Source organism: Paenibacillus sp. FSL E2-0190 (genome assembly GCF_037992965.1).
GTDB classification, from domain to species: Bacteria; Bacillota; Bacilli; order Paenibacillales; family Paenibacillaceae; genus Paenibacillus_AQ; species Paenibacillus_AQ odorifer.
In genome coordinates, this window is record NZ_CP150306.1 from 2,395,599 (window position 1) to 2,414,187 (window position 18,589).

Below are 18,589 nucleotides of genomic sequence, written 5' to 3' on the forward strand. Positions count from 1 at the left end.
CTGCTAACGGACCGTATGGCCGTTATTATTGATTTTTGGCACATTTTACAGGGGTTTCGGACTGCATAGCGCTTATTGCTAAGGAATCGTGTGAAAAGCGAGTGTTTGGAGACGAATAGCTGCATCTGAGTCCGAACGTAAGCTGAAACACGCTATTTTTCGGAAATAGCGGCATCTCAGTCCGATACTTCATAATGAAGAAGGAATAGGTGCCACGGTGGGAGTATCTAGCTGCTGAGTAGCCCCCCAACAAATCCGTCCTAGCTAAGTGCTAGGCGTTTTTTTGTTGCGCTCATGATCGCTGCGATTGAAAAAAATGGGTGTTTTTGTATTGACAATTATATCGGCTTCCGTAATAATGGTATTACGTAAGCCGATATATCGACAACAGTAATAGAATGGGGATGAAATGATGCCTGAAAGCACAGAAAGAGGCGCATTAACTGAAGCTGTATTTTATATCTTATTGTCTCTATATACAGCAATGCACGGATACGCAATTATGCAGAATGTGAAGGACTTAAGTAACGGTCGGGTTGATCTGGGCGCGGGCACTTTATACGGAGCACTTAACACTTTACTGGAAAAAGGCTGGATAAAAGCAGTGGAAGGGGAGCAAGGTTCTCGTAGAAAAGAATACGAAATTACCGGCTTAGGAAAGTCAGTGATTCAGGGAGAGATCATCCGTCTGGAAGAATTGATAGCCAATGGTAAGAGAATAGCTGGAGGTGAGTCCAAATGAAACATGTGGTTCGCAAGCTGATTTGGGATTATGAGAAGGAAGAAAAGTGGCTTAATGAAATGTCTGCGAAGGGGATGGCTCTATCAGAATTATCTTGGTGCAAATATGTGTTTACAGAGACCCCCAATAATGAGTACACGTATAGAATTGAGCTTTTAGATAACTTGCCGGATCATCCGGATAGCATCAAATATATCAAGTTTTTAGAGGAAAACGGTATAGATTGTGTAAGTACTTACATGCGCTGGGTTTACCTTAGAAAGAAGTCAGTGGAAGGTCCGTTTGATATTTACACAGATCTGGAATCCAGAATAAAGCACTATAAGCGAATCAACAGGTTATGGAAATCTGTAATGTGGCTAGAGTTGATTTTAGGCCTATTTAATGTGATGATTGGTGTAATAAATTATTCTTTTTCATCACAGAATCTCAGCATGGTAAACGTAATAATGGGCGGAATGTTGATTTTGTTAGGTCTTGTTTTTTTAATTATTGGTGCACCTATCCGGAAGAAAATTAAGAAGCTTCAGCTGGAAAATTTGATAATAGAATAGGACTTTAGAGTTGTAACATGCACACACGGCAAGTTTCCTTTTCAGAGGGAGACTTGCTGTTTATTTTTGCGGAGTTTTACTGCGAAAGTTACCAGTCTATCATTTAGGACTCAACTATCAAGCTTATTTACCGAAAAAAAGGTATACTGAAATTATTACAAGTTTGTTAATATAGTCCCCCATTTTCAAAAGAGGAGGCTTACAGGTGTCTGATTTTCTTTTTAAACAGCTATACTTACGGTCTTCTATCGGGATTGCGGTAGTCTCTCCGAAGGACGGGACGTTATTACAATCGAATCCTGCGCTATGCCAAATGTTTGGTTATGCAGAAGAAGATCTTTTGAATATAAATTATCTGGATCTTGTGTATCCGGAAGATAAAACTAATAACGATCATTCCGTTATCCTGAACGATTTGCTAGCTGAGCCTGGGACTGTATTGGAGAAAGAACGGCGGTTCTTGCGTAAGGATGGAGAAATCATCTGGGTAGCCCAACATATATTTTTAATCTATCAGGAGAATTCCAGTGAACCCTATGTCCTGATTTCTGAGTTAACGGATATCACTGACCGAAAACTTGCTGAACAAAAGATTCAGGAAGATGAGCAGTTATATAATTTGATTACGCAAAATACACCGGATATGATTTCTTTTGGCGATCCTGACGGGACACTGCACTACGTATCTCCCTCAGTGGAGCTGCTGTTAGGTTATTCTGCACAAGAAATGATAGGTACCAAAAGACCCGAGTATTATCACGTAGATGATGCTCTAGAGATGATTGAACAAGGTAAGATATATTCCGATACGGACGTATTTACTCGTAGAGCCCGTCATAAAGATGGACATTATTTGTGGATCGAGAGTTCTTCCCAAGTGGTACGTGATGAGCAGGGGAACGTTAAACAAATATTAACCATTGGTCGCGATATTACTCAGCGCAAGAAATACGAGGATATGCTGGCCAAAGCGCAACACCTTGCGAAGATGGGATCCTGGGAATGGGACATGACAAAATCACGGCTGACGGTTTCCAGAGAGATGCGTAATATTTTTGGCTTTTTGGAAGATGAGAGCAATCATTCTTATTTTGATTACAGACGTGTTTTTGCTTGCATTGCTCCTGACGATTTCATCAGACTTGAACGGTTAGTACATCAATCCATGGAGAATGGGACTAATGGCGAAGTAACGGTCCGTATTCATAGTGCGGATGGAGAGCTGAAATTTCTGGATGCGCACTGGGAAGTGATTACGGATGAAGAAGGAAGACTGCTGCAGATCAGCGGGATAGCCCAGGATGTCACCGAACGTCAACGAATGGAAGAACAACTGCGGGAAAGTGAGCAGAACTATCGTCTGATCTCAGAAAATTCTATGGACTTCATTTCACGTAATGCAGCGGACGGGAGCTTTACCTATCTGTATGCCTCACCCATCTGCCAGACTATGTTTGGCTATGCACCAGAAGAAATGTGCGGAACTAGAGGGATTGATTACATACATCCGGAGGACAGAATCAAATTAACTTCATATCTCAGCAATTGTATGGAGGGGAAGAAGCTTGAACCTGTTATTCTTCGGTTTATTTGCAAAGACGGAACCTGTATTTGGACAGAAACGACACTGCGGTATATTTACTCTGAGACCTGCGGGAATCAGGAGCTTGTCTGTGTAACCCGCGACATTGGGGAACGTACGCGTCATTTTGAAGAAATACAGAAATTAAGTAACGAGTATGCCTTGATCTTGAATTCGGTCTCTGAGGGCATATTTGGGATGAACCTTGAAGGCAACACGATGTTCATTAATCCAGCAGCCATTACTATGTTGGGTTTCGATCCTACTGAGTGGGGAAACAGCAAATTTCATGCGATTCACCAGACCTGGTTGGATAACGAGTCTTTTACAGGAATTCAGAAGACGTTGCTTCCGTCGCGCTCTAATAATCTCACTATTGAAGATAGGGAGGGTGTGTTTTGGAGACAGGATGGTTCAAGCTTTTTAGTCAGATATCGAATGACCCCACTGTTTGATGGTGATGAACGGATTGGGGCGGTTGTCGTCTTTCGTGATATCACGGAGGAGAAGGAGATTGTGCGGGCGAAGGAGTCTGCCGAGGAAGCGGACCGGGCAAAATCGGAGTTCCTAGCGATCATGAGCCATGAGCTGCGTACGCCTATGAACGGTATTATTGGGATGGCTGATCTTTTATCGGGGACGGAGCTGGATGAAGAGCAAAGCTACTACACGCAGATCATTAACAAAAGCGGAGAGGCATTGCTTCATATTCTGAATGAAGTGCTGGATTTCAGCAAAATTGAAGCAGGCATGATGACGCTTGAACTGCAAATGGTGGATTTGCATGAAGTGATACAGAACGTTTGTGAACTGTTTTATCCGAAGGTTAAGGAAAAAGGGCTTTTACTTACTAGCGAGTTATCTCCTGAGCTTCCAGCCGTCATCATGACTGATGGGGCGAGATTGCGTCAAATTCTCGTAAATCTGGTTGGGAACGCAGTGAAATTTACGGAGACAGGTGAAATCAGTATCTCTGTTATGCTAGAAGCCTCAGAGGCATCCGGAAATCTTATCGTGAAATTTATCGTAAAAGATACTGGGTTGGGGATTCCAGTTTCCAGCCAAGGTCTATTATTTCAATCCTTCTCGCAATTGCATCCGTCGATCAATCGTAAATATGGCGGAACAGGGCTTGGCCTTGCCATTAGTAAAAAGCTGGCCGAGCTTCTTGGCGGATCTATCGGTGTAAATAGCTGTGAGAATGAAGGCTCGGAGTTTTATTTTACAGTGGAGGTTTCTCTACCCAAAGAGGAATGGGATCAGAAATTGACCGTCAACGCCTCAACGGATTTGGTCAGAAATGATAAATCCACTGTTAAAGAGTTAACTACCGGTGAATATGGACCGATGTCCATTCTTATTGCTGAAGATCATCCTGTGAATCAGCAGCTTATGCAGGCGTATCTGAAAAAGAGGGGATATGTTCCTGACATCGCCTTAAATGGTGAGGAAGCAGTTCGGGCTGTGCTTTCCAATCATTATGATCTGGTATTTATGGATATTCAGATGCCTATTATGGATGGAATAGAAGCAACAGGAATCATACGTGAGAAGCTTGGGCTGAATCCAATCATCATTGCGGCTACAGCCTTTGCCAGAGATGAAGATAAGATGATGTGTCTTAGTGCTGGAATGCAGGATTTCATTTCTAAACCCATCTCGATAAAAGAGCTCGACCGGGTATTAAGAGAGTGGTCTGCCCAAATTCGTTTAGGTGAGCATCATTGACAAATAAGGTTATGATTAATATATTGATATTAATCGTAATCATTACGTATATTATTTGTCATGAAAGGATTCTTATCTTGCTAACAATGAAGCGCGGGGATATTTTAATTATTGTGATAGCCTTGTTAGCTGCGGGCTTGATTTATGGCATGAAGTGGTGGGACAGCAGCAATGAGCAGTATCAGCAAGGGGATTTGAAAGCTATAATTACGGTGGACGGTCAAGAGTACAAAACCGTTTCTTTGACTAAAGAAGAACAAATTATAGATATTCAAACGAAATTCGGTCACAATACGCTAAAGGTGTTTGATTATGGAATCCAAATGACCTATTCTGATGCTCCCTTAAGAATTGCTTTGGAAATGGGGTTCATCTCAAGACCCAAACAGCAAATTATCTGTATTCCAGCTCGTATTATGGTAGAAGTATTTAATCCTAATAAGTCTGAGAATGATGAGGATGAGCTAGATGCGATTATTTAGTAATCTTAGTTGAGCCTTCTAGCTCCTTCCATGCGGTGATAGAGTCAGGACTGGTGTAGATGTAAGGTGTTACGGGTTGTTTGATAGGTGTAATAGACTCTGCACTAATTTGCATAATTTCTTGACCTTTATAGGGAACAACTTGAAGCTTGCCCCGAACCTCTATCCAGGTATCGGTAGGCAGGCTTTTTAGCTTGCCGGAATCCACTAATATCCCAAAAGGTGTAGCATCGGCAGTACAGCATTGGACCAGAAATCTACCTATGGCAAAAGAATTCTCTGAATGTTCACCTTGATCACGATATAAAAAGCCGGAAATAGTAATTTCTTTGCCTGCAAATTGTTGTTTGTACAGCTCAAGCGCACCTAAAGTTTCGGAGAAAATCGCCGAATAAACTGGGACCACAGGTTGTGCATAAAGGATCTTGGCCAGCTCGGTAAGCTCTTCATGGTAAGGATCAATGGACTCGAATCTCGCGGAATTTTTAGCTTCAGTGGGCAAGGAGGATAGGGAGATTCCTTTTTTAGCAGCAGCCATACTTCCCAATGCGCGATCAGGAAGAAGAAATCCGAGCAGCAGTGGAAAAAGGAATAATCCATATAGCGCTGTACTTTTGAAAAAAGAATGTGGGAGCCGATGCTCGCAGTCACAGAGAACACTACCTTTGCCAAATAAAGCCTGTATGGTCAGACTGAGCGCCATAAGTGTCAGCGGGATTGGGCATAATTGAACCCAGCGTGCCAGTTTAGGAGCTACATAATAATGCAAAGCGTCCTGCTGTACCAGATGCCCGATATAGAGGGCGAAAGCGAGCAGAATGACCGCCCTTAAGAAATAGTGAAACCGGATGCTACGAGAGTCATTCATGCTCTATCCTCCTACCCATGTTGTAAGCAACAGCTTACCACCTCTATGAATTACAGCCACAAGGACATGAATACCGCCCCAACAAACACGCTTGCGAAGATCAGAAAGAACAAATAAAGAGCGAATTTGGTCTTAAACAGCGAGAGCAACATCAATGAATTTTTGAAATCCAGCATGGGTCCGAATACCATAAAAGCGAGCAGAGCCCCAGATGGAAAAGAATGTACGAAGGTGGAAGCTACAAAGGCATCTGAGGTGGAGCAGAGCGAGAGCACAAATGCCAGTCCCATCATGAAGAAATATGACCCCAGCGGCTTAGCTCCGATCGCGGCCAGACTGTCTTGAACCATAAATGTCTGAATACCAGCGGTTAACAAGCAGCCGATAATTAAATATTTCCCCATCTCAAAAAACTCATCTGAGGTATGGACGAAGACAGCGGCTATTTTTCCCCCGCGAGAATTATTCTGATGAGCTTCCCCCGTTTCACGCTGAACATTTAGGCGGATGGGAGATTTTTTGACCGTTGCGTAGATTATCAAGCCTATGAGACAGGCTACAACAAACGCCAGACCCATACGGGCATAGGCCAGCTCCGAGTGGCTGCGAAATGCTGTCATGGTCGCCCCATAGACGACAGGATTTAGGATCGGTCCGGACAAAATAAAGACGATAGCCACGTAAACAGGCATACCTTTATGGATAAGCCGGCGGACGAGTGGGATCATTCCACATTCGCAGACCGGGAAAATAATTCCGAGCAGACATGCGAACAGAATGGCCGGAAGAGGTCGCCGCGGAATCCACCGGGAAATCATTTCATCCGGGATAAAGACGCGAAGCAGTGAAGATAACAATGCTCCTGCTAATACAAACGGCAAGGCTTCCAGCAATATACCGATAAAAGCGGTTTTGAAGGTGTCGATGTACGCATTATCCAACAGTTCCAGATGATACGGCAGCCATACAAAACCAATGATAATCAGGAACGAGATCGGGAGGAGCAACGGCAGTATTTTTAATGGTGAAAAGGTAGTCAAAACTCGAATAAGGCGGACCACCGATCTGCCAGCTGTTCTTCATCTATATTCATCCCGATGAACACTACATAAGGCATACCAGGATAACGAGAGGCTTCCCAGGTAGTACGCATCCCCGCATATTGAACAAGCTGAACCGGCTCCTGTTCGGACAAAAGAATATGCCCCTTGGCACGTAATAGGTTGTCACCCCATTCTTGGAAGAAGGCCTCTAGGCGTTCTTTAGAAGGCATAGTTGTCCTTACCTGCGGAATGGTTAACGTGATGGCTGTTACCTGCGAGAAAGAAGCATGCTGCTCCTCATGCAGCTCTTTTACAGCGGTTCCCCCATGCTCTGAATGCATTTGTTTCAGTGATGCTCCTTTGAAGGTTTGAGGCGCTCGCTGCGGAGCCGGAGCTATGATTTTACGTGGGATAATTCCTGACAATATCGGAGACAGGTTGATTTCACTGTAATGGGTGTACACAATTTCAGCCTCCGTATTTTGTTTGCGAACTCCCTTTTCAATTCGCCATAAGGTTTCCGGTTCTACGAGATCACTTTTATTAACGACAATAAGATCAGCTGTGGAGAGCTGCTTACGCAGGGTCCGAACGAGCTGTTTGTCAGAGGAGAGTCTGCTGTTATATTCCAGAGCATTTTCCGCATCTAACAGAGTGATGGTATAGTGCAGCTCCACCAGATCCTGTAGAGGAGTTTCCTGCAACGTTTTGGCGATTTCTTCAGGATCGGCGACGCCGGTCAACTCCATATAAATGGCATCTGGACGTCCTCTCAGCAGCACCATCAGGCTATCTGCCAAATCCTCTTTACGGCTACAACATACGCATCCGTCCAGCAGTTTAGTTACAGCTGTACCGGTATGCTCCTGCAAAATATACCCGTCCACATCTCGTTTGCCCAGTTCATTCATTACTACTCCTGGATTCAGCCCTCTTACCTTGCTCTCTTTCAGCAGGGACAACAGCAGAGTTGTCTTCCCGCTCCCCAGAAACCCGCTCAAAATAATTACTGGTATCTTCATGATCTCCACTCCTGCCTGATTCTCTAGGAATTACAAGAATCATATTTTTTATAATTCCATCTATACGTAATTTGTCCACCAGAAAGACCACAAAATTAAGAGAGTTGAAATTTTTACAAGATCATAGTTGACAGATTGTGAATAAACCGTGTACGATGTGTTAATCGTAATTATTACGATTTAATCAAAAGGAGATGGAAACGATGAGAGTAATCATAACTCTGGCATGTACGGAGACAGGAGATCGCAACTATACCACTACCAAGAATAAACGAAATCATCCAGGGCGTATGGAAATGAAAAAATATTGTCCACGCCTAAAGAGAGTAACATTACATCGCGAAACCCGTTAAGGGCGGATGTTTTTAATCTTGATTTTATAAACGATAGGAGTGGTATAGTTGAAAAAGCTCCCTGTTACCGTGCTCAGTGGATATTTGGGCTCTGGGAAAACAACATTGTTGAATCATATTCTGCACAACCGTGACGGTCTTAAAGTAGCTGTTATTGTAAATGACATGAGTGAAGTGAATGTGGATGCGAATCTGGTGAAGTCCGGAAATACGCTTTCCAGGACTGAAGAGAAATTGGTTGAGATGTCCAATGGTTGCATCTGTTGTACACTTCGTGATGATTTGATTGTCGAAGTACAAAAACTGGCTGCGGAAGGGCGATTTGATTACATCCTGATTGAATCCTCAGGCATTAGCGAACCTGTACCAGTAGCACAGACCTTTACCTATGCCAATCCCGAGTTGGATATTGATCTGACTTCGCTTGCTCAATTAGACACGATGGTGACTGTTGTGGATGCTGGGCGTTTCTGGCATGACTTCTCCTCAGGTGATAGTCTGATGGACCGCAACCAAACGGCTGGAGAAGGGGATTTCCGCGATATTGTGGATCTGCTTATTGATCAGATCGAAACTTGTGATGTCTTGCTGCTTAATAAGTGCGATCTGTTGAAAGAAGATGAACTCAATAAGCTTGAAGCTGTGCTGCGTAAGCTTCAGCCGTCTGCTAAGCTGATCCGTACAATTAACGGCGTAGTAGATCCAAAGGAAATTCTAAATACCGGATTGTTTGATTTTGAGAAAACAAGCTTATCCTCAGGTTGGATCGCCGAGCTGAATAAAGAGACCCATACCCCTGAGACGGAGGAATACGGGATTTCTTCTTTCGTCTATCGCCGGAGAACACCGTTCCACCCGCAAAGATTAAGTTTTTTCTTTAGCAACTGGCCGGAAGAGGTCGTTCGGGCAAAAGGGGTGGCATGGGTAGCGGCAAAAGGTGATCTTGCAGCTACTGTAAGTCAGGCAGGACCTTCCATTCAGTTCGGACCTGCTGGTTACTGGTTGGCTACAATGCCTAAGGATCAGCAGCTGGAGGTGCTGGAAAGCGAACCTGAGCTGCGGGCAAAATGGGACGAGCAGTGGGGCGATAGAATAAATGAAATCGTATTTATCGGTGTAAATATAGATCAGGCACAACTCGAAGCCAGATTGGACATATGTCTGCTGACAGCGGAGGAGCTGAAGCAGGATTGGACAAAGTTCAACAATCCACTTCCGTGGCCTGTTGAAGAACTCCTTGCGGCTGCTGAGGAATAGATACTTAGTAAATTAACGGTGGAAATCCGGAATCCAGAAGGTGGGATTCCGGATTTTTGTTGTATTCGAAAAAGGACTAATAGTTATTATTACGATTAATTTTCAGTTTTGGGTTTACAAATCGTAATGATTACGATATTATCAAATTTGTTAAATCGTAAAACTTACGATTTAATCTGGGTTGGACATAATATCAGTCAGAAGGGAGGCGAGGCATGATGATCCTATCATCCATGCGGAATGTAGTGTTCGGGTATGGGGATGAACCTGTTCTTGATGATATCTCATTAGATATTCATATCGGACAGTTTATTGGTATAACGGGACCCAATGGTGCTGCTAAAACCACCCTGCTGAAGCTAATGCTCGGCCTGCTTCGTCCATGGAGTGGAACGGTTCAGTTGAATAAAGAGTTATCAGATAACGGAAAGATGGTTATCGGCTACGTTCCACAGCAGGTAGCTTCTTTTAACGCAGGGTTCCCAAGTAAGGTGATCGAACTGGTTCGCTCGGGTTGTTATCCAAGGCTTGGATTATTTAGACGCTTTACACCTGAGCAGGACGAGATCGTTGAGCGAAGTTTAAAGCAGGTGGAGATGTGGCATTTGCGAGACCGGAAGATAGGAGAACTGTCAGGCGGCCAGAAGCAGCGGATTTGCATCGCTCGAGCATTGGCACAACAGCCGCAGATATTGGTTCTCGATGAACCTACTACGGGGATGGATCTGGACAGTCGTATTGGGTTCTATAAGCTGATGCGCCATGATGTCAGTGAACACGGCCGGACCGTAATCATGGTGACGCATGGCCTGGAAGAGACCAGCTCCTATCTGGATACGTTGATCAGCCTGGAACGAAAGGAGAATGAGGGTTGGCAATGTTTAGTTACGAATTCATGCAACGTGCATTTTGGGCCGGTGGATTAATTGGCATTATCGGTCCGCTACTCGGGGTATATCTCATGCTTCGCCGTCAGGTCCTAATGGCGGATACCCTATCTCATGTTTCGCTTGCAGGAGTAGCACTAGGCTCAATACTACAGCTTAATCCGGCACTAAGTGGCTTCATGGTAGCGATTCTCGGTGGTATTGTCATCGAACAGCTTCGACGTTCTTATCGTACATATAGCGAGCTTCCGGTAGCGATTATTATGACCTCTGGATTAGCATTGGCAGTTGTACTTATGAGCTTAAAGCAGAATTTAAGTAAAAGCTTCAGTTCCTATCTGTTTGGTTCCATCGTTGCGGTCAGCGACACTCAACTAAAGATTATCGCTGTGGTTGCTGTAATCGGTCTGATCTATTTTATTGTGTTACGCAGATCCTTATATAATCTGACCTTTGATGAAGAGACCGCTAGTATCAGTGGAGTTCATGTGGGCTGGTTATCATTTTCGTTTGCTGTACTAACTGGAATGACAGTCGCTGCTGCGATGCCAGTTGTTGGAGTGCTGTTAGTTTCAGCGCTTATTGTTTTGCCAGCTTCGATTGCTTTGCGTATAGCGTCTGGTTTTACGACAGCTATATTGATCTCAATCGGCGTAGGATTACTCGGCGTTTTTAGTGGCCTAAGTGCCTCGTATTACATCAATACACCGCCTGGTGGGACGATTGCTCTTATACTGCTATCGTTCTTATTAATCGCAATTTTGGTACAGAAGCTGATCCGACTAAGAAATCGTCGGCGAATTCATAAAAATATTTCCAGTAAAGGAGTTACACCTCTCAATGAAATTTAGAATCCATCATTTAGCCATTTTGTCCCTGTCCGCGTTACTTATTGCCGCCGGTTGCGGTAATAATGCTGTTAATTCTTCTACTACTACGAATGCTTCTGGAGCCGCAGAAGCTACAGCCCTTCCGGAGTCATCTAAATTAAATATTAAAGTTAGTTTCTATCCTATTTACGAGTTTACCAAAAATGTGGCAGGAGATCTGGCGGACGTGGAAGCACTCATACCAGCAGGAATCGAACCCCATGATTGGGAACCGACAGCAAAAGATATGGCAGAAATCTCAGATGCGGATATGCTGATCTATAATGGCGCAGGAATGGAAGGCTGGGTAGATCAGGTGCTGGAAAGTGTATCTGGCACTCCGTTAATTACTGTAGAAGCGAGCAAGGGTCTGGACATCATAGAAGGCACGGAAGAGGAAGAGGAAGAGGCTGACCACCACCATGAAGAAGGAGAGCATGCTCATGAAGAAGAGGAGCATGCTCATGAAGAAGGAGAACATGCTCATGAAGAGCATTCGCATGATCACGGTGGATTAGATCCGCATGTGTGGCTCAATCCTACATTAGCCATTCAAGAAGTGCGTAACATTGAAGCAGCTTTAGCTGCTGCCGCACCTGAACATGCCGAGGATTTTAAGACAAATGCAGATGCTTATATAGCTAAGCTGGAGCAACTGGATCAAGAATTTAAGGACGGTCTTAAGGATACTAAACGCAAGGATTTTATTACTCAGCATGCGGCTTTTGGATACCTTGCCAAGCAGTATGGATTAACTCAGGTCCCGATTGCCGGACTATCTCCGGAGCAGGAGCCTTCTGCCGCAAATATGAGTAAGATTGTGGAGTTTGCGAAAGAGCATAAAGTGAAGACGATTTTCTTCGAGACACTTGTATCCTCCAGTGTGGCAGACACAATAGCAAAAGAGATTGGTGCCAAAGCAGCCGTTCTAAACCCAATTGAAGGATTAACAGAGGAAGATCGCAGTCAAAACCTGGATTATTTAGGAATCATGCGTCAGAACCTGGAAGCCTTGAAGAGTGCATTGAACGAGTAGATTTAAAGGATGGAAGGAGAACGAACATGGCCAAGAAATCTAAAGTTGTGAAAGAATTGAAGAGACAAGCACTAGTCGCCAAATACGCTGTTAAAAGAAAAGAACTAAAGGAACAGGGGGACTATATGGCTTTGCAAAAGCTGCCACGTGATTCCTCCGCAACTCGTCAAAAAAATAGATGCCAAGTGTCTGGCAGACCTCGAGGCTATTTGCGGAAATTTAATGTTTCCCGAATTGTATTCCGCGAATTGGCGCATAAAGGTCAGATTCCGGGCATTACCAAGTCGAGTTGGTAAATGAGAACGGCTAATCCTCCGTAGTTTAGAGGATTGGCCGTTTTTGCTGTTCATCCATCATGGGCTTTAGAAAATTCGGCTATGCTTAGAATAGGAAAATGATTTATCATAGAAGGAATATATTTCTATTTAAGATGGAGGTGATGCAAATGAGCTATACCGATACTTTTATTCGTGTAGCAGAGGACTGTCCTGAGGAAATAGGAGTTCCTCCGATGTCTTGCCGAACGCTCCCGCCTGCACATGTGATTCAATATGAACTGTTAATCAATGAGCCCTACAAATACAATCATGAAGAACTTCTGTACGAGGTTCATGTGCGCCATAAACAAATTCCACAGGAAGAACGTTTGGCCCGTAAGGAAGAAATATGGAACGAACTATTTTCCAAAAATCATCCTTGTCTAAGGGCTTCACTGTTGCCGAAGCGTTTTGGTTGGGGTGTTCATTATAACGGTGAGGGGAAAATAGCTCTCTATGGCAAAGAGTCTCCCGAATATGACTATTTCACCTCCCAAGGGGAGGGAGCTGTGAAATTACTGCCTGCGATGCGTAACAAACGTGCTTCAAAAGGAGCGGATTAAGCTGTATAAATTCATAGAAGAAATCACACTTAATACTTGGCCGGCGGAGCAAAGCGTTCTCCTGCAGGGCTGGATTCTACGTTCGGCAGCTGGTTATACAAAAAGGGCCAATTCGGTCAATCCATTATACGGGGCTGACAGCTCTCAGGTTGAACTCACAGAACAAATCAAGCTTGCGGAGCGTTATTATGAGCATGCTGGACTACAGTCCGTGTTCAAAATAACCCCCTACATCCAGCCGCCAAAGCTTGATGAGATTCTTGCAGAGCGTGGCTATACAATTGCCGAGCCTTCATCTGTAAGGCTTCTTGATCTGGGGGACTTAGCGAGCCCCGATCTGCGTTATACGGTTCAGATACAGGAGAGCTTGACTGAAGAGTGGCTGCACACCTTCAGTGAGCTTACCGGCTTGTCTGATAAGAACCGGGAAACCTTAACTAGAATGTTGTCTGCATCACATTTGCAGCAGGGTTATGTCCTGTTGTTTAATCATGGTGTTCCTGTCACCTGCGTTCTTGGTGTGATTCAGAACGGGTACTTGGGTCTGTATGATATTGTCACTTCCCCTGCTCATCGTAGAAAGGGAATGGCGGAACAGCTGCTGCTAGCGTTGCTTAATTGGGGGAGAGCAAAGGGAGCAACAACTTCCTTTCTGCAAGTTGTGCAAGCGAATACGGGGGCTTCAGCCTTGTATGACAAGCTGGGTTTTAAGGAGATCTATCAGTATTGGTATAGAGTGAAAAACTAGCTGAGGAGGGGATGCGGTGAGAAAATTAGGATTGAATCTCCTGATCATTATTGTGTACTGTTTTCCATTTGTATATTTCGCGATGGATAAAGATTTCAATAATGGTTCAATGGTTGGTTATTTAATGATGATCGTCATAACATCACTAATAGCTTTTTTGGGAAAATGGTCTAATAATATAATTGCTATAGTCATTGGGAATATCGCTTCTGCATTTGTCTCTTATTATTTTATTAGCAACTTGTCAGGGGAAGGCGGTTGGGACGGGACGTTTTTCAAACCACTTGGACCTACAGGATCGTTTATATTTTTTAGTATGCTAAACCTGATCCCTCAGTTCCTTGCGATGAAATTAGCGAATAAATTTAAAAAGAAGGTCTAATCTATGTCCGAATACTGGAGTCGAAGATTTGCTCAGGAAGGAATGATCTGGGGGAGTGAACCTAGTCCTACAGCTCAGGCAGCAAGGGATATATTCCGGCAACATAACGTGAAATCAGTTTTAGTCCCGGGTGCGGGATACGGAAGAAATACGAAGGTGTTCTCAGATGAGTTTAAGACCTTAGGCATTGAGTTGAGCGAGGACGCGTTAAAGATGGCGGCAGAATGGGATCCCAAGAGCCATTTTATCTCAGGTTCCGTATTAGATCCTATTTCTGAAGTACAGGTTGATGCTGTCTACTGCTATGACGTATTGCATTTATTTCTCGAAGAGGATCGCCGCAGGCTCGTAGCTAATTGTCTGGAACAGCTGCGGCCGGATGGCTTGCTCTATTTTACCAGTTTTTCCGATGAGGATGCGAACAACGGCTGTGGAACACTTTTGGAACCGGGAACCTACGAATACAAAGAGGGAAAATACGCCCATTTTTTTAGTGAAGAAGATTTAAGACAACATTTTGCAGGTACGAAAATAATTACGACCGGCTCATGTGTGGAGACTTTATGTGGGCCGCTTGGAAAAAAACATCAATACATACTGAGATATATCGTCGCACGTAAATCTGCACTAAGCAAGTAATTTAGGGAGGAACTCCCTATAATTTCGTTGAATATCCGTAGAATCGGCTATATCAAATGAATTATAGGGACTTTTTCCCTAGACCTCTGTGCGCTGATCAGGAGTACCTTTTTTACACAAATTTACCTTGACCCGGTAGCGCCATTTCTTTGAAATTTTTGCACAAATGAGCAAGCTGAGTAGACAGCTCCTCACCTTCCATGGGTACTCCATGTCCCGAAAGAACAAGATGTGGATTCAGCAAGGCAAGGGTACGGACCGATTTCTCAGCAGCTTCCCAGTCTGTCGTGAAATAAGAGGGTGGGCCATGCACCACCTGATGCTGCGTAGCCACTGCAAATACGGATTCCTGTTTGACCGTAAGGAACGTATCACCAGCGATCAGAACTCTATCCTCAGGCCTGAACAGGGAGATATGTCCGGGACTATGTCCAGGGGTATGGATCCATTCCCAGCCCTTCGCACCAGGAACAGTCCTGTCTTCCGGCAAGGGATGAACGGCTGAACCAAGGTCAATGCCATGATGTGAAAATAAAGGGGAAATCATGCTCATAAGCCCGCCGCCTACGGCCGGATCGGCTGGAGGGTAGTCTTCTTTACCTGTCAGAAAAGGTAGTTCTAGCGGATGAGCATATACAGGCACATTCCATTCCTCAACAAGCCTTTTTACACCCCCAATATGGTCAAAATGCCCATGCGTCAGGATAATTGCCACCGGAGGTTTATCATAATGCTCCGTAGCAAAATCAATAATATTGCCTGTATATGAGCTAAGACCAGTATCTACAAGAACCCAATCCGAAGAGGGTTGGCCAATTAATGCGACATTTACAAACATAGTGCGAAGTCCAATGACACCAGGGGCCACTTTCCAAGTATCGGTATAGCCCTTTGACAGAATTCCGTTAAGTTTCATCTTGCGCCTCCTGACCCGTTCTTTAGTACTACACAATATATTTACACACAGTAGTATGACCTCTTTTTAAGAAAAAAAGGTATGGCAAATAACCCTTCTCATGATTTCTTGAAGAAGGGCTGTGTTAGACGTGTTTTGTGAGAGGATTGTATTAGAGCGTTCCGCAGTCTGCAAATAGAATATGGCGTGGAATCCGAAAGAAAGCCTCGGCTTTTTCCTGCAGAGCAGGGGTCGGCAGATGGCTGTTGTGGAGCCATTTTCGAAATGTTCCAGGATGGACGCCTATCCAGATACTTACATCCGTTACTGAGAAATCGTAAACCATACAAAGTCCGGTCAGGATAACATTGCTGCGCGGTGAACTGGTAATACTTCTTTTCATAAAACGTGAAGGTGTAGGCTGACATACAATGGGGCTTTGACGAATCAACGCTTCATTGAACAGAATGTGGGGTGGGTACCCCAATAGGCGGCAGGTCTTGTCAATGTTATTGTTGGAAGGGATACGACCTTCGTATACCCAAGCGCTTACACTGCGTGAGGATATACCAAGCTCTTCTGCGAGTCGTGACAGCTTGATATCCTTAGCCATCAATACAGCAAGCAGCACACGGTTTCTAATCTGGCTGCGCTTTGGACGGCGAAATCTTTTGACTCGAACGCCTTGTCCAAGGTATTTGCGATTGATCAGAGACCACGCCTGGATATTATGAGTTTCTTGTTGGTTATTAGGCATAATTCCTCCGATTTTTTAAAAATATACTACAACACTTTCTGGTATATCGGCAATGGTTAATGCTGCTATTTCTGACAACACCGTTTAAGTTTCTTTCAGAACAGCTACGCTTATGATATATTTTTAATATCTAATTACAATATTACATTAGGGAGCGATATAGAATGATCAAACATATTGTGTTTTTCAAATTAAAAGATCGGTCCGAAGAAAGCGTAGCGGCAACGGTAGCGGTACTGCGTAATATGGAAGGTAAGATCCCGCAGCTTCTCTCCATCGAGGTGGGTGCTGACATCATTCATTCCGATCGTTCCTTTGATATTGCTCTAGTCACAGAAGTGGCTTCTCTAGAGGATTTACAGGCGTATCAGGTTCATCCGGCGCATAAAGAAGTTATTGCTCACATTAATGAAGTCAAAGAGCTCTCGATTGCTGTAGATTACGAAATTTAAGCAGCTGCTTGAATATAGTATCATCATTTTATACCGGAAGCGGTGACAGGAATGCGTGAGCTTGAGTATCCAATGGAAGCGTTAACTTATTTAGTCGTTTTTCTCGGAGCATGTTTCGTAATGTTCTTCTGGCTGAAACGCCGTGGCAAACGCGGTAAGTAGAGATTAGGACGATTCTCTAACAATTATCGACATGGGGGTATTGCTGTGTATTATGTCAACCGCAATCAAATCGAAACCATTCTTGCTCAAATCCCTGATATTACCGCTGGTCTTCGGACTGTAGCAGCTTCCTGGGATGGTACAACATTAACTGGACTAATACAGGAACGCTGCCTCCATCTGGCAATAGAGGTTGTAACAGACGTTGGTAGCTGTCTCATTGACGGGTTTATTATGCGTGATGCTGGAAGTTATGAGGATATAATTTCTATTATTCATGAAGAGAAAGTGCTAGGTCAAAGTGTGATTTATGAGAGATTGATAGAATTAGTTGCTCTGCGTAAGCCACTCGTTCAGGATTATTATGCCTGGGAGAGAGGTGATCTGCATCCACTTACCCCCATTCTTTCGGAAGTACTTGAGCAGTTTGCCGTTGAGGTACGGAAATATTTGGACCAGGAGCTTGGAGCCAGCGTACCGCTATAATAGCATAGGATAGAATCACATAGAATAGGCGATAGCCGTGAAAGAGAGGGGTTCCTTTATGATGAAGATGGGGCAGGAAAACGGATCGACAAGACAAATGATTATGACGCTCCTGAAGACGAAAGGAACACTGACCATCGGCGCGCTGGCAGAAGAATTGGGAATTACAGAGATGGGTGTCCGTCGTCATGTGCTTCAGCTGGAGCAAGAAGGGCTTGCAAAGACAAAAGTGGTCCGGCAAGCGATGGGGCGGCCTTTACATATGTACTCATTAACGGAGAGAGCCGAAGAATATTTCCCAAAAAGTTATCACAACTTGGCTTTGGAGCTTCTGCGTGAATTGGATTACGGCAGTGGACTGGATGCTGTTAATACATTATTTGAAGGACGCCGCCGCCGGATGCTCGCTCAGTATGCTCCGATGATGGAACGGCGGAATTTGGAAGAACGCGTCGCCGAATTATCTTCCATCCAAAATGCCGGTGGATATATGGCAGAATGGAACCGCGAAGAGGATGGCTCATATGTCATAAAGGAGTACAATTGCCCGATTCGCCAAGTGGCTACCCAGTATCGTAAGGCTTGCCAATGTGAGCATAGTCTTTTCGAAGAATTGCTGGATGCTAAGGTCACACGTAATGAATGTATGGCAGAGGGCGGCCATTGCTGCCGCTACGCTATCGTACCCAAAAATGTTACAGACAAAACTTCTGAAAAGTTATAATAATTAGTCACAAGACAATCCCCTGCTGCTTATGATATAGC

At 44.2% G+C, this 18,589-nt stretch carries 22 protein-coding genes; 17 read left to right on the forward strand and 5 right to left on the reverse strand.

Features of this window, described 5'->3' with window-relative positions; genetic code table 11:
- The first annotated feature begins 412 nt into the window (after nucleotides 1-412).
- The 4 genes from NST25_RS10130 (at nucleotide 413) to NST25_RS10145 (ending at nucleotide 5,088) form a co-directional block, all read left to right on the forward strand.
- Entirely contained in the window at nucleotides 413-742 is a 330-nt protein-coding gene (locus NST25_RS10130) for a helix-turn-helix transcriptional regulator (RefSeq protein ID WP_076133666.1), read from the forward strand.
- Nucleotides 739-1,296, forward strand: coding sequence for a DUF2812 domain-containing protein (locus tag NST25_RS10135; RefSeq protein WP_076280981.1), 558 nt, complete (start codon nucleotides 739-741; stop codon nucleotides 1,294-1,296). The genes NST25_RS10130 and NST25_RS10135 overlap by 4 nt, the downstream gene beginning before the upstream one ends.
- Before the next feature lie 205 nt (nucleotides 1,297-1,501).
- The gene (locus tag NST25_RS10140; RefSeq protein ID WP_340393908.1) at nucleotides 1,502-4,606 is read left to right on the forward strand and encodes a PAS domain S-box protein; all 3,105 of its coding nucleotides are present in this window, start codon (nucleotides 1,502-1,504) and stop codon (nucleotides 4,604-4,606) included.
- A gap of 86 nt (nucleotides 4,607-4,692) precedes the next feature.
- On the forward strand, nucleotides 4,693-5,088 hold the full coding sequence (locus NST25_RS10145; protein WP_076219890.1) for a NusG domain II-containing protein: 396 nt from the start codon (nucleotides 4,693-4,695) through the stop codon (nucleotides 5,086-5,088).
- Here the strand turns inward: NST25_RS10145 and NST25_RS10150 are convergent.
- From NST25_RS10150 to NST25_RS10160, 3 genes are read right to left on the reverse strand one after another with little or no spacing between them, the layout of a single operon-like run.
- Nucleotides 5,081-5,956 carry a TIGR03943 family protein gene (locus tag NST25_RS10150; RefSeq protein WP_340393909.1) on the reverse strand — a complete coding sequence of 292 codons (876 nt, stop codon included), beginning with the start codon at nucleotides 5,954-5,956 and terminating at the stop codon, nucleotides 5,081-5,083. The genes NST25_RS10145 and NST25_RS10150 overlap by 8 nt on opposite strands.
- Nucleotides 5,957-6,006: 50 nt before the next feature.
- Entirely contained in the window at nucleotides 6,007-6,996 is a 990-nt protein-coding gene (locus NST25_RS10155) for a permease (protein ID WP_248549273.1), read from the reverse strand.
- Complete coding sequence (locus NST25_RS10160; RefSeq protein ID WP_036679372.1) at nucleotides 6,993-8,021, reverse strand: GTP-binding protein; 1,029 nt, start codon at nucleotides 8,019-8,021, stop codon at nucleotides 6,993-6,995. The genes NST25_RS10155 and NST25_RS10160 overlap by 4 nt, the downstream gene beginning before the upstream one ends.
- A gap of 203 nt (nucleotides 8,022-8,224) precedes the next feature.
- Here NST25_RS10160 and rpmG point away from each other — a divergent pair, with 203 nt between their 5' ends.
- The 10 genes from rpmG to NST25_RS10210 all read left to right on the forward strand — a co-directional run bounded on the left by rpmG (nucleotide 8,225) and on the right by NST25_RS10210 (nucleotide 15,072).
- Entirely contained in the window at nucleotides 8,225-8,374 is a 150-nt protein-coding gene (gene rpmG / locus NST25_RS10165; RefSeq protein ID WP_076098468.1) for a 50S ribosomal protein L33, read from the forward strand.
- A 48-nt stretch (nucleotides 8,375-8,422) separates the two neighbouring features.
- On the forward strand, nucleotides 8,423-9,631 hold the full coding sequence (locus tag NST25_RS10170) for a GTP-binding protein (RefSeq protein ID WP_340393911.1): 1,209 nt from the start codon (nucleotides 8,423-8,425) through the stop codon (nucleotides 9,629-9,631).
- Nucleotides 9,632-9,849: 218 nt separating this feature from the next.
- Nucleotides 9,850-10,557 carry a metal ABC transporter ATP-binding protein gene (locus tag NST25_RS10175; protein WP_076184339.1) on the forward strand — a complete coding sequence of 236 codons (708 nt, stop codon included), beginning with the start codon at nucleotides 9,850-9,852 and terminating at the stop codon, nucleotides 10,555-10,557.
- The gene (locus NST25_RS10180) at nucleotides 10,503-11,369 is read left to right on the forward strand and encodes a metal ABC transporter permease (RefSeq protein WP_340393914.1); all 867 of its coding nucleotides are present in this window, start codon (nucleotides 10,503-10,505) and stop codon (nucleotides 11,367-11,369) included. The genes NST25_RS10175 and NST25_RS10180 overlap by 55 nt, the downstream gene beginning before the upstream one ends.
- Nucleotides 11,359-12,423: a metal ABC transporter substrate-binding protein gene (locus NST25_RS10185; RefSeq protein ID WP_340393916.1), complete on the forward strand. Its 1,065-nt coding sequence runs from the start codon at nucleotides 11,359-11,361 to the stop codon at nucleotides 12,421-12,423. The genes NST25_RS10180 and NST25_RS10185 overlap by 11 nt, the downstream gene beginning before the upstream one ends.
- 26 nt (nucleotides 12,424-12,449) lie before the next feature.
- Entirely contained in the window at nucleotides 12,450-12,719 is a 270-nt protein-coding gene (gene rpsN / locus NST25_RS10190; protein ID WP_038569786.1) for a 30S ribosomal protein S14, read from the forward strand.
- A 149-nt stretch (nucleotides 12,720-12,868) separates the two neighbouring features.
- Entirely contained in the window at nucleotides 12,869-13,303 is a 435-nt protein-coding gene (locus NST25_RS10195) for a DUF6157 family protein (protein ID WP_081383129.1), read from the forward strand.
- Nucleotides 13,281-14,051, forward strand: a complete 771-nt coding sequence (locus tag NST25_RS10200) for a GNAT family N-acetyltransferase (RefSeq protein WP_340393918.1) — start codon at nucleotides 13,281-13,283, stop codon at nucleotides 14,049-14,051. Before NST25_RS10195 ends, NST25_RS10200 begins: the two co-directional genes overlap by 23 nt.
- A 16-nt stretch (nucleotides 14,052-14,067) precedes the next feature.
- A complete protein-coding gene (locus NST25_RS10205; RefSeq protein ID WP_076125079.1) occupies nucleotides 14,068-14,433 on the forward strand; it encodes a hypothetical protein in 366 nt (121 codons plus the stop codon).
- 3 nt (nucleotides 14,434-14,436) lie between these two features.
- A complete protein-coding gene (locus tag NST25_RS10210; RefSeq protein ID WP_076125081.1) occupies nucleotides 14,437-15,072 on the forward strand; it encodes a class I SAM-dependent methyltransferase in 636 nt (211 codons plus the stop codon).
- A 112-nt stretch (nucleotides 15,073-15,184) separates the two neighbouring features.
- On the opposite strand, the gene NST25_RS10215 is transcribed toward NST25_RS10210, so the two are convergent.
- Both NST25_RS10215 and NST25_RS10220 read right to left on the reverse strand, forming a co-directional pair.
- The gene (locus tag NST25_RS10215) at nucleotides 15,185-15,988 is read right to left on the reverse strand and encodes an MBL fold metallo-hydrolase (protein WP_076125083.1); all 804 of its coding nucleotides are present in this window, start codon (nucleotides 15,986-15,988) and stop codon (nucleotides 15,185-15,187) included.
- A 151-nt stretch (nucleotides 15,989-16,139) separates the two neighbouring features.
- Nucleotides 16,140-16,724 (reverse strand): helix-turn-helix transcriptional regulator, encoded by a 585-nt coding sequence (locus NST25_RS10220; protein WP_036679391.1) that lies wholly within the window; start codon nucleotides 16,722-16,724, stop codon nucleotides 16,140-16,142.
- Nucleotides 16,725-16,888: 164 nt separating this feature from the next.
- Between NST25_RS10220 and NST25_RS10225 the strand changes: the two genes are divergently transcribed.
- The 3 genes from NST25_RS10225 (at nucleotide 16,889) to NST25_RS10235 (ending at nucleotide 18,548) form a co-directional block, all read left to right on the forward strand.
- Nucleotides 16,889-17,176 (forward strand): Dabb family protein, encoded by a 288-nt coding sequence (locus NST25_RS10225; protein WP_036689213.1) that lies wholly within the window; start codon nucleotides 16,889-16,891, stop codon nucleotides 17,174-17,176.
- Nucleotides 17,177-17,383: 207 nt separating this feature from the next.
- Complete coding sequence (locus tag NST25_RS10230) at nucleotides 17,384-17,824, forward strand: HepT-like ribonuclease domain-containing protein (RefSeq protein ID WP_076125085.1); 441 nt, start codon at nucleotides 17,384-17,386, stop codon at nucleotides 17,822-17,824.
- Between the two features lie 58 nt (nucleotides 17,825-17,882).
- The gene (locus NST25_RS10235; RefSeq protein WP_076184345.1) at nucleotides 17,883-18,548 is read left to right on the forward strand and encodes a metalloregulator ArsR/SmtB family transcription factor; all 666 of its coding nucleotides are present in this window, start codon (nucleotides 17,883-17,885) and stop codon (nucleotides 18,546-18,548) included.
- Nucleotides 18,549-18,589 lie beyond the last annotated feature (41 nt).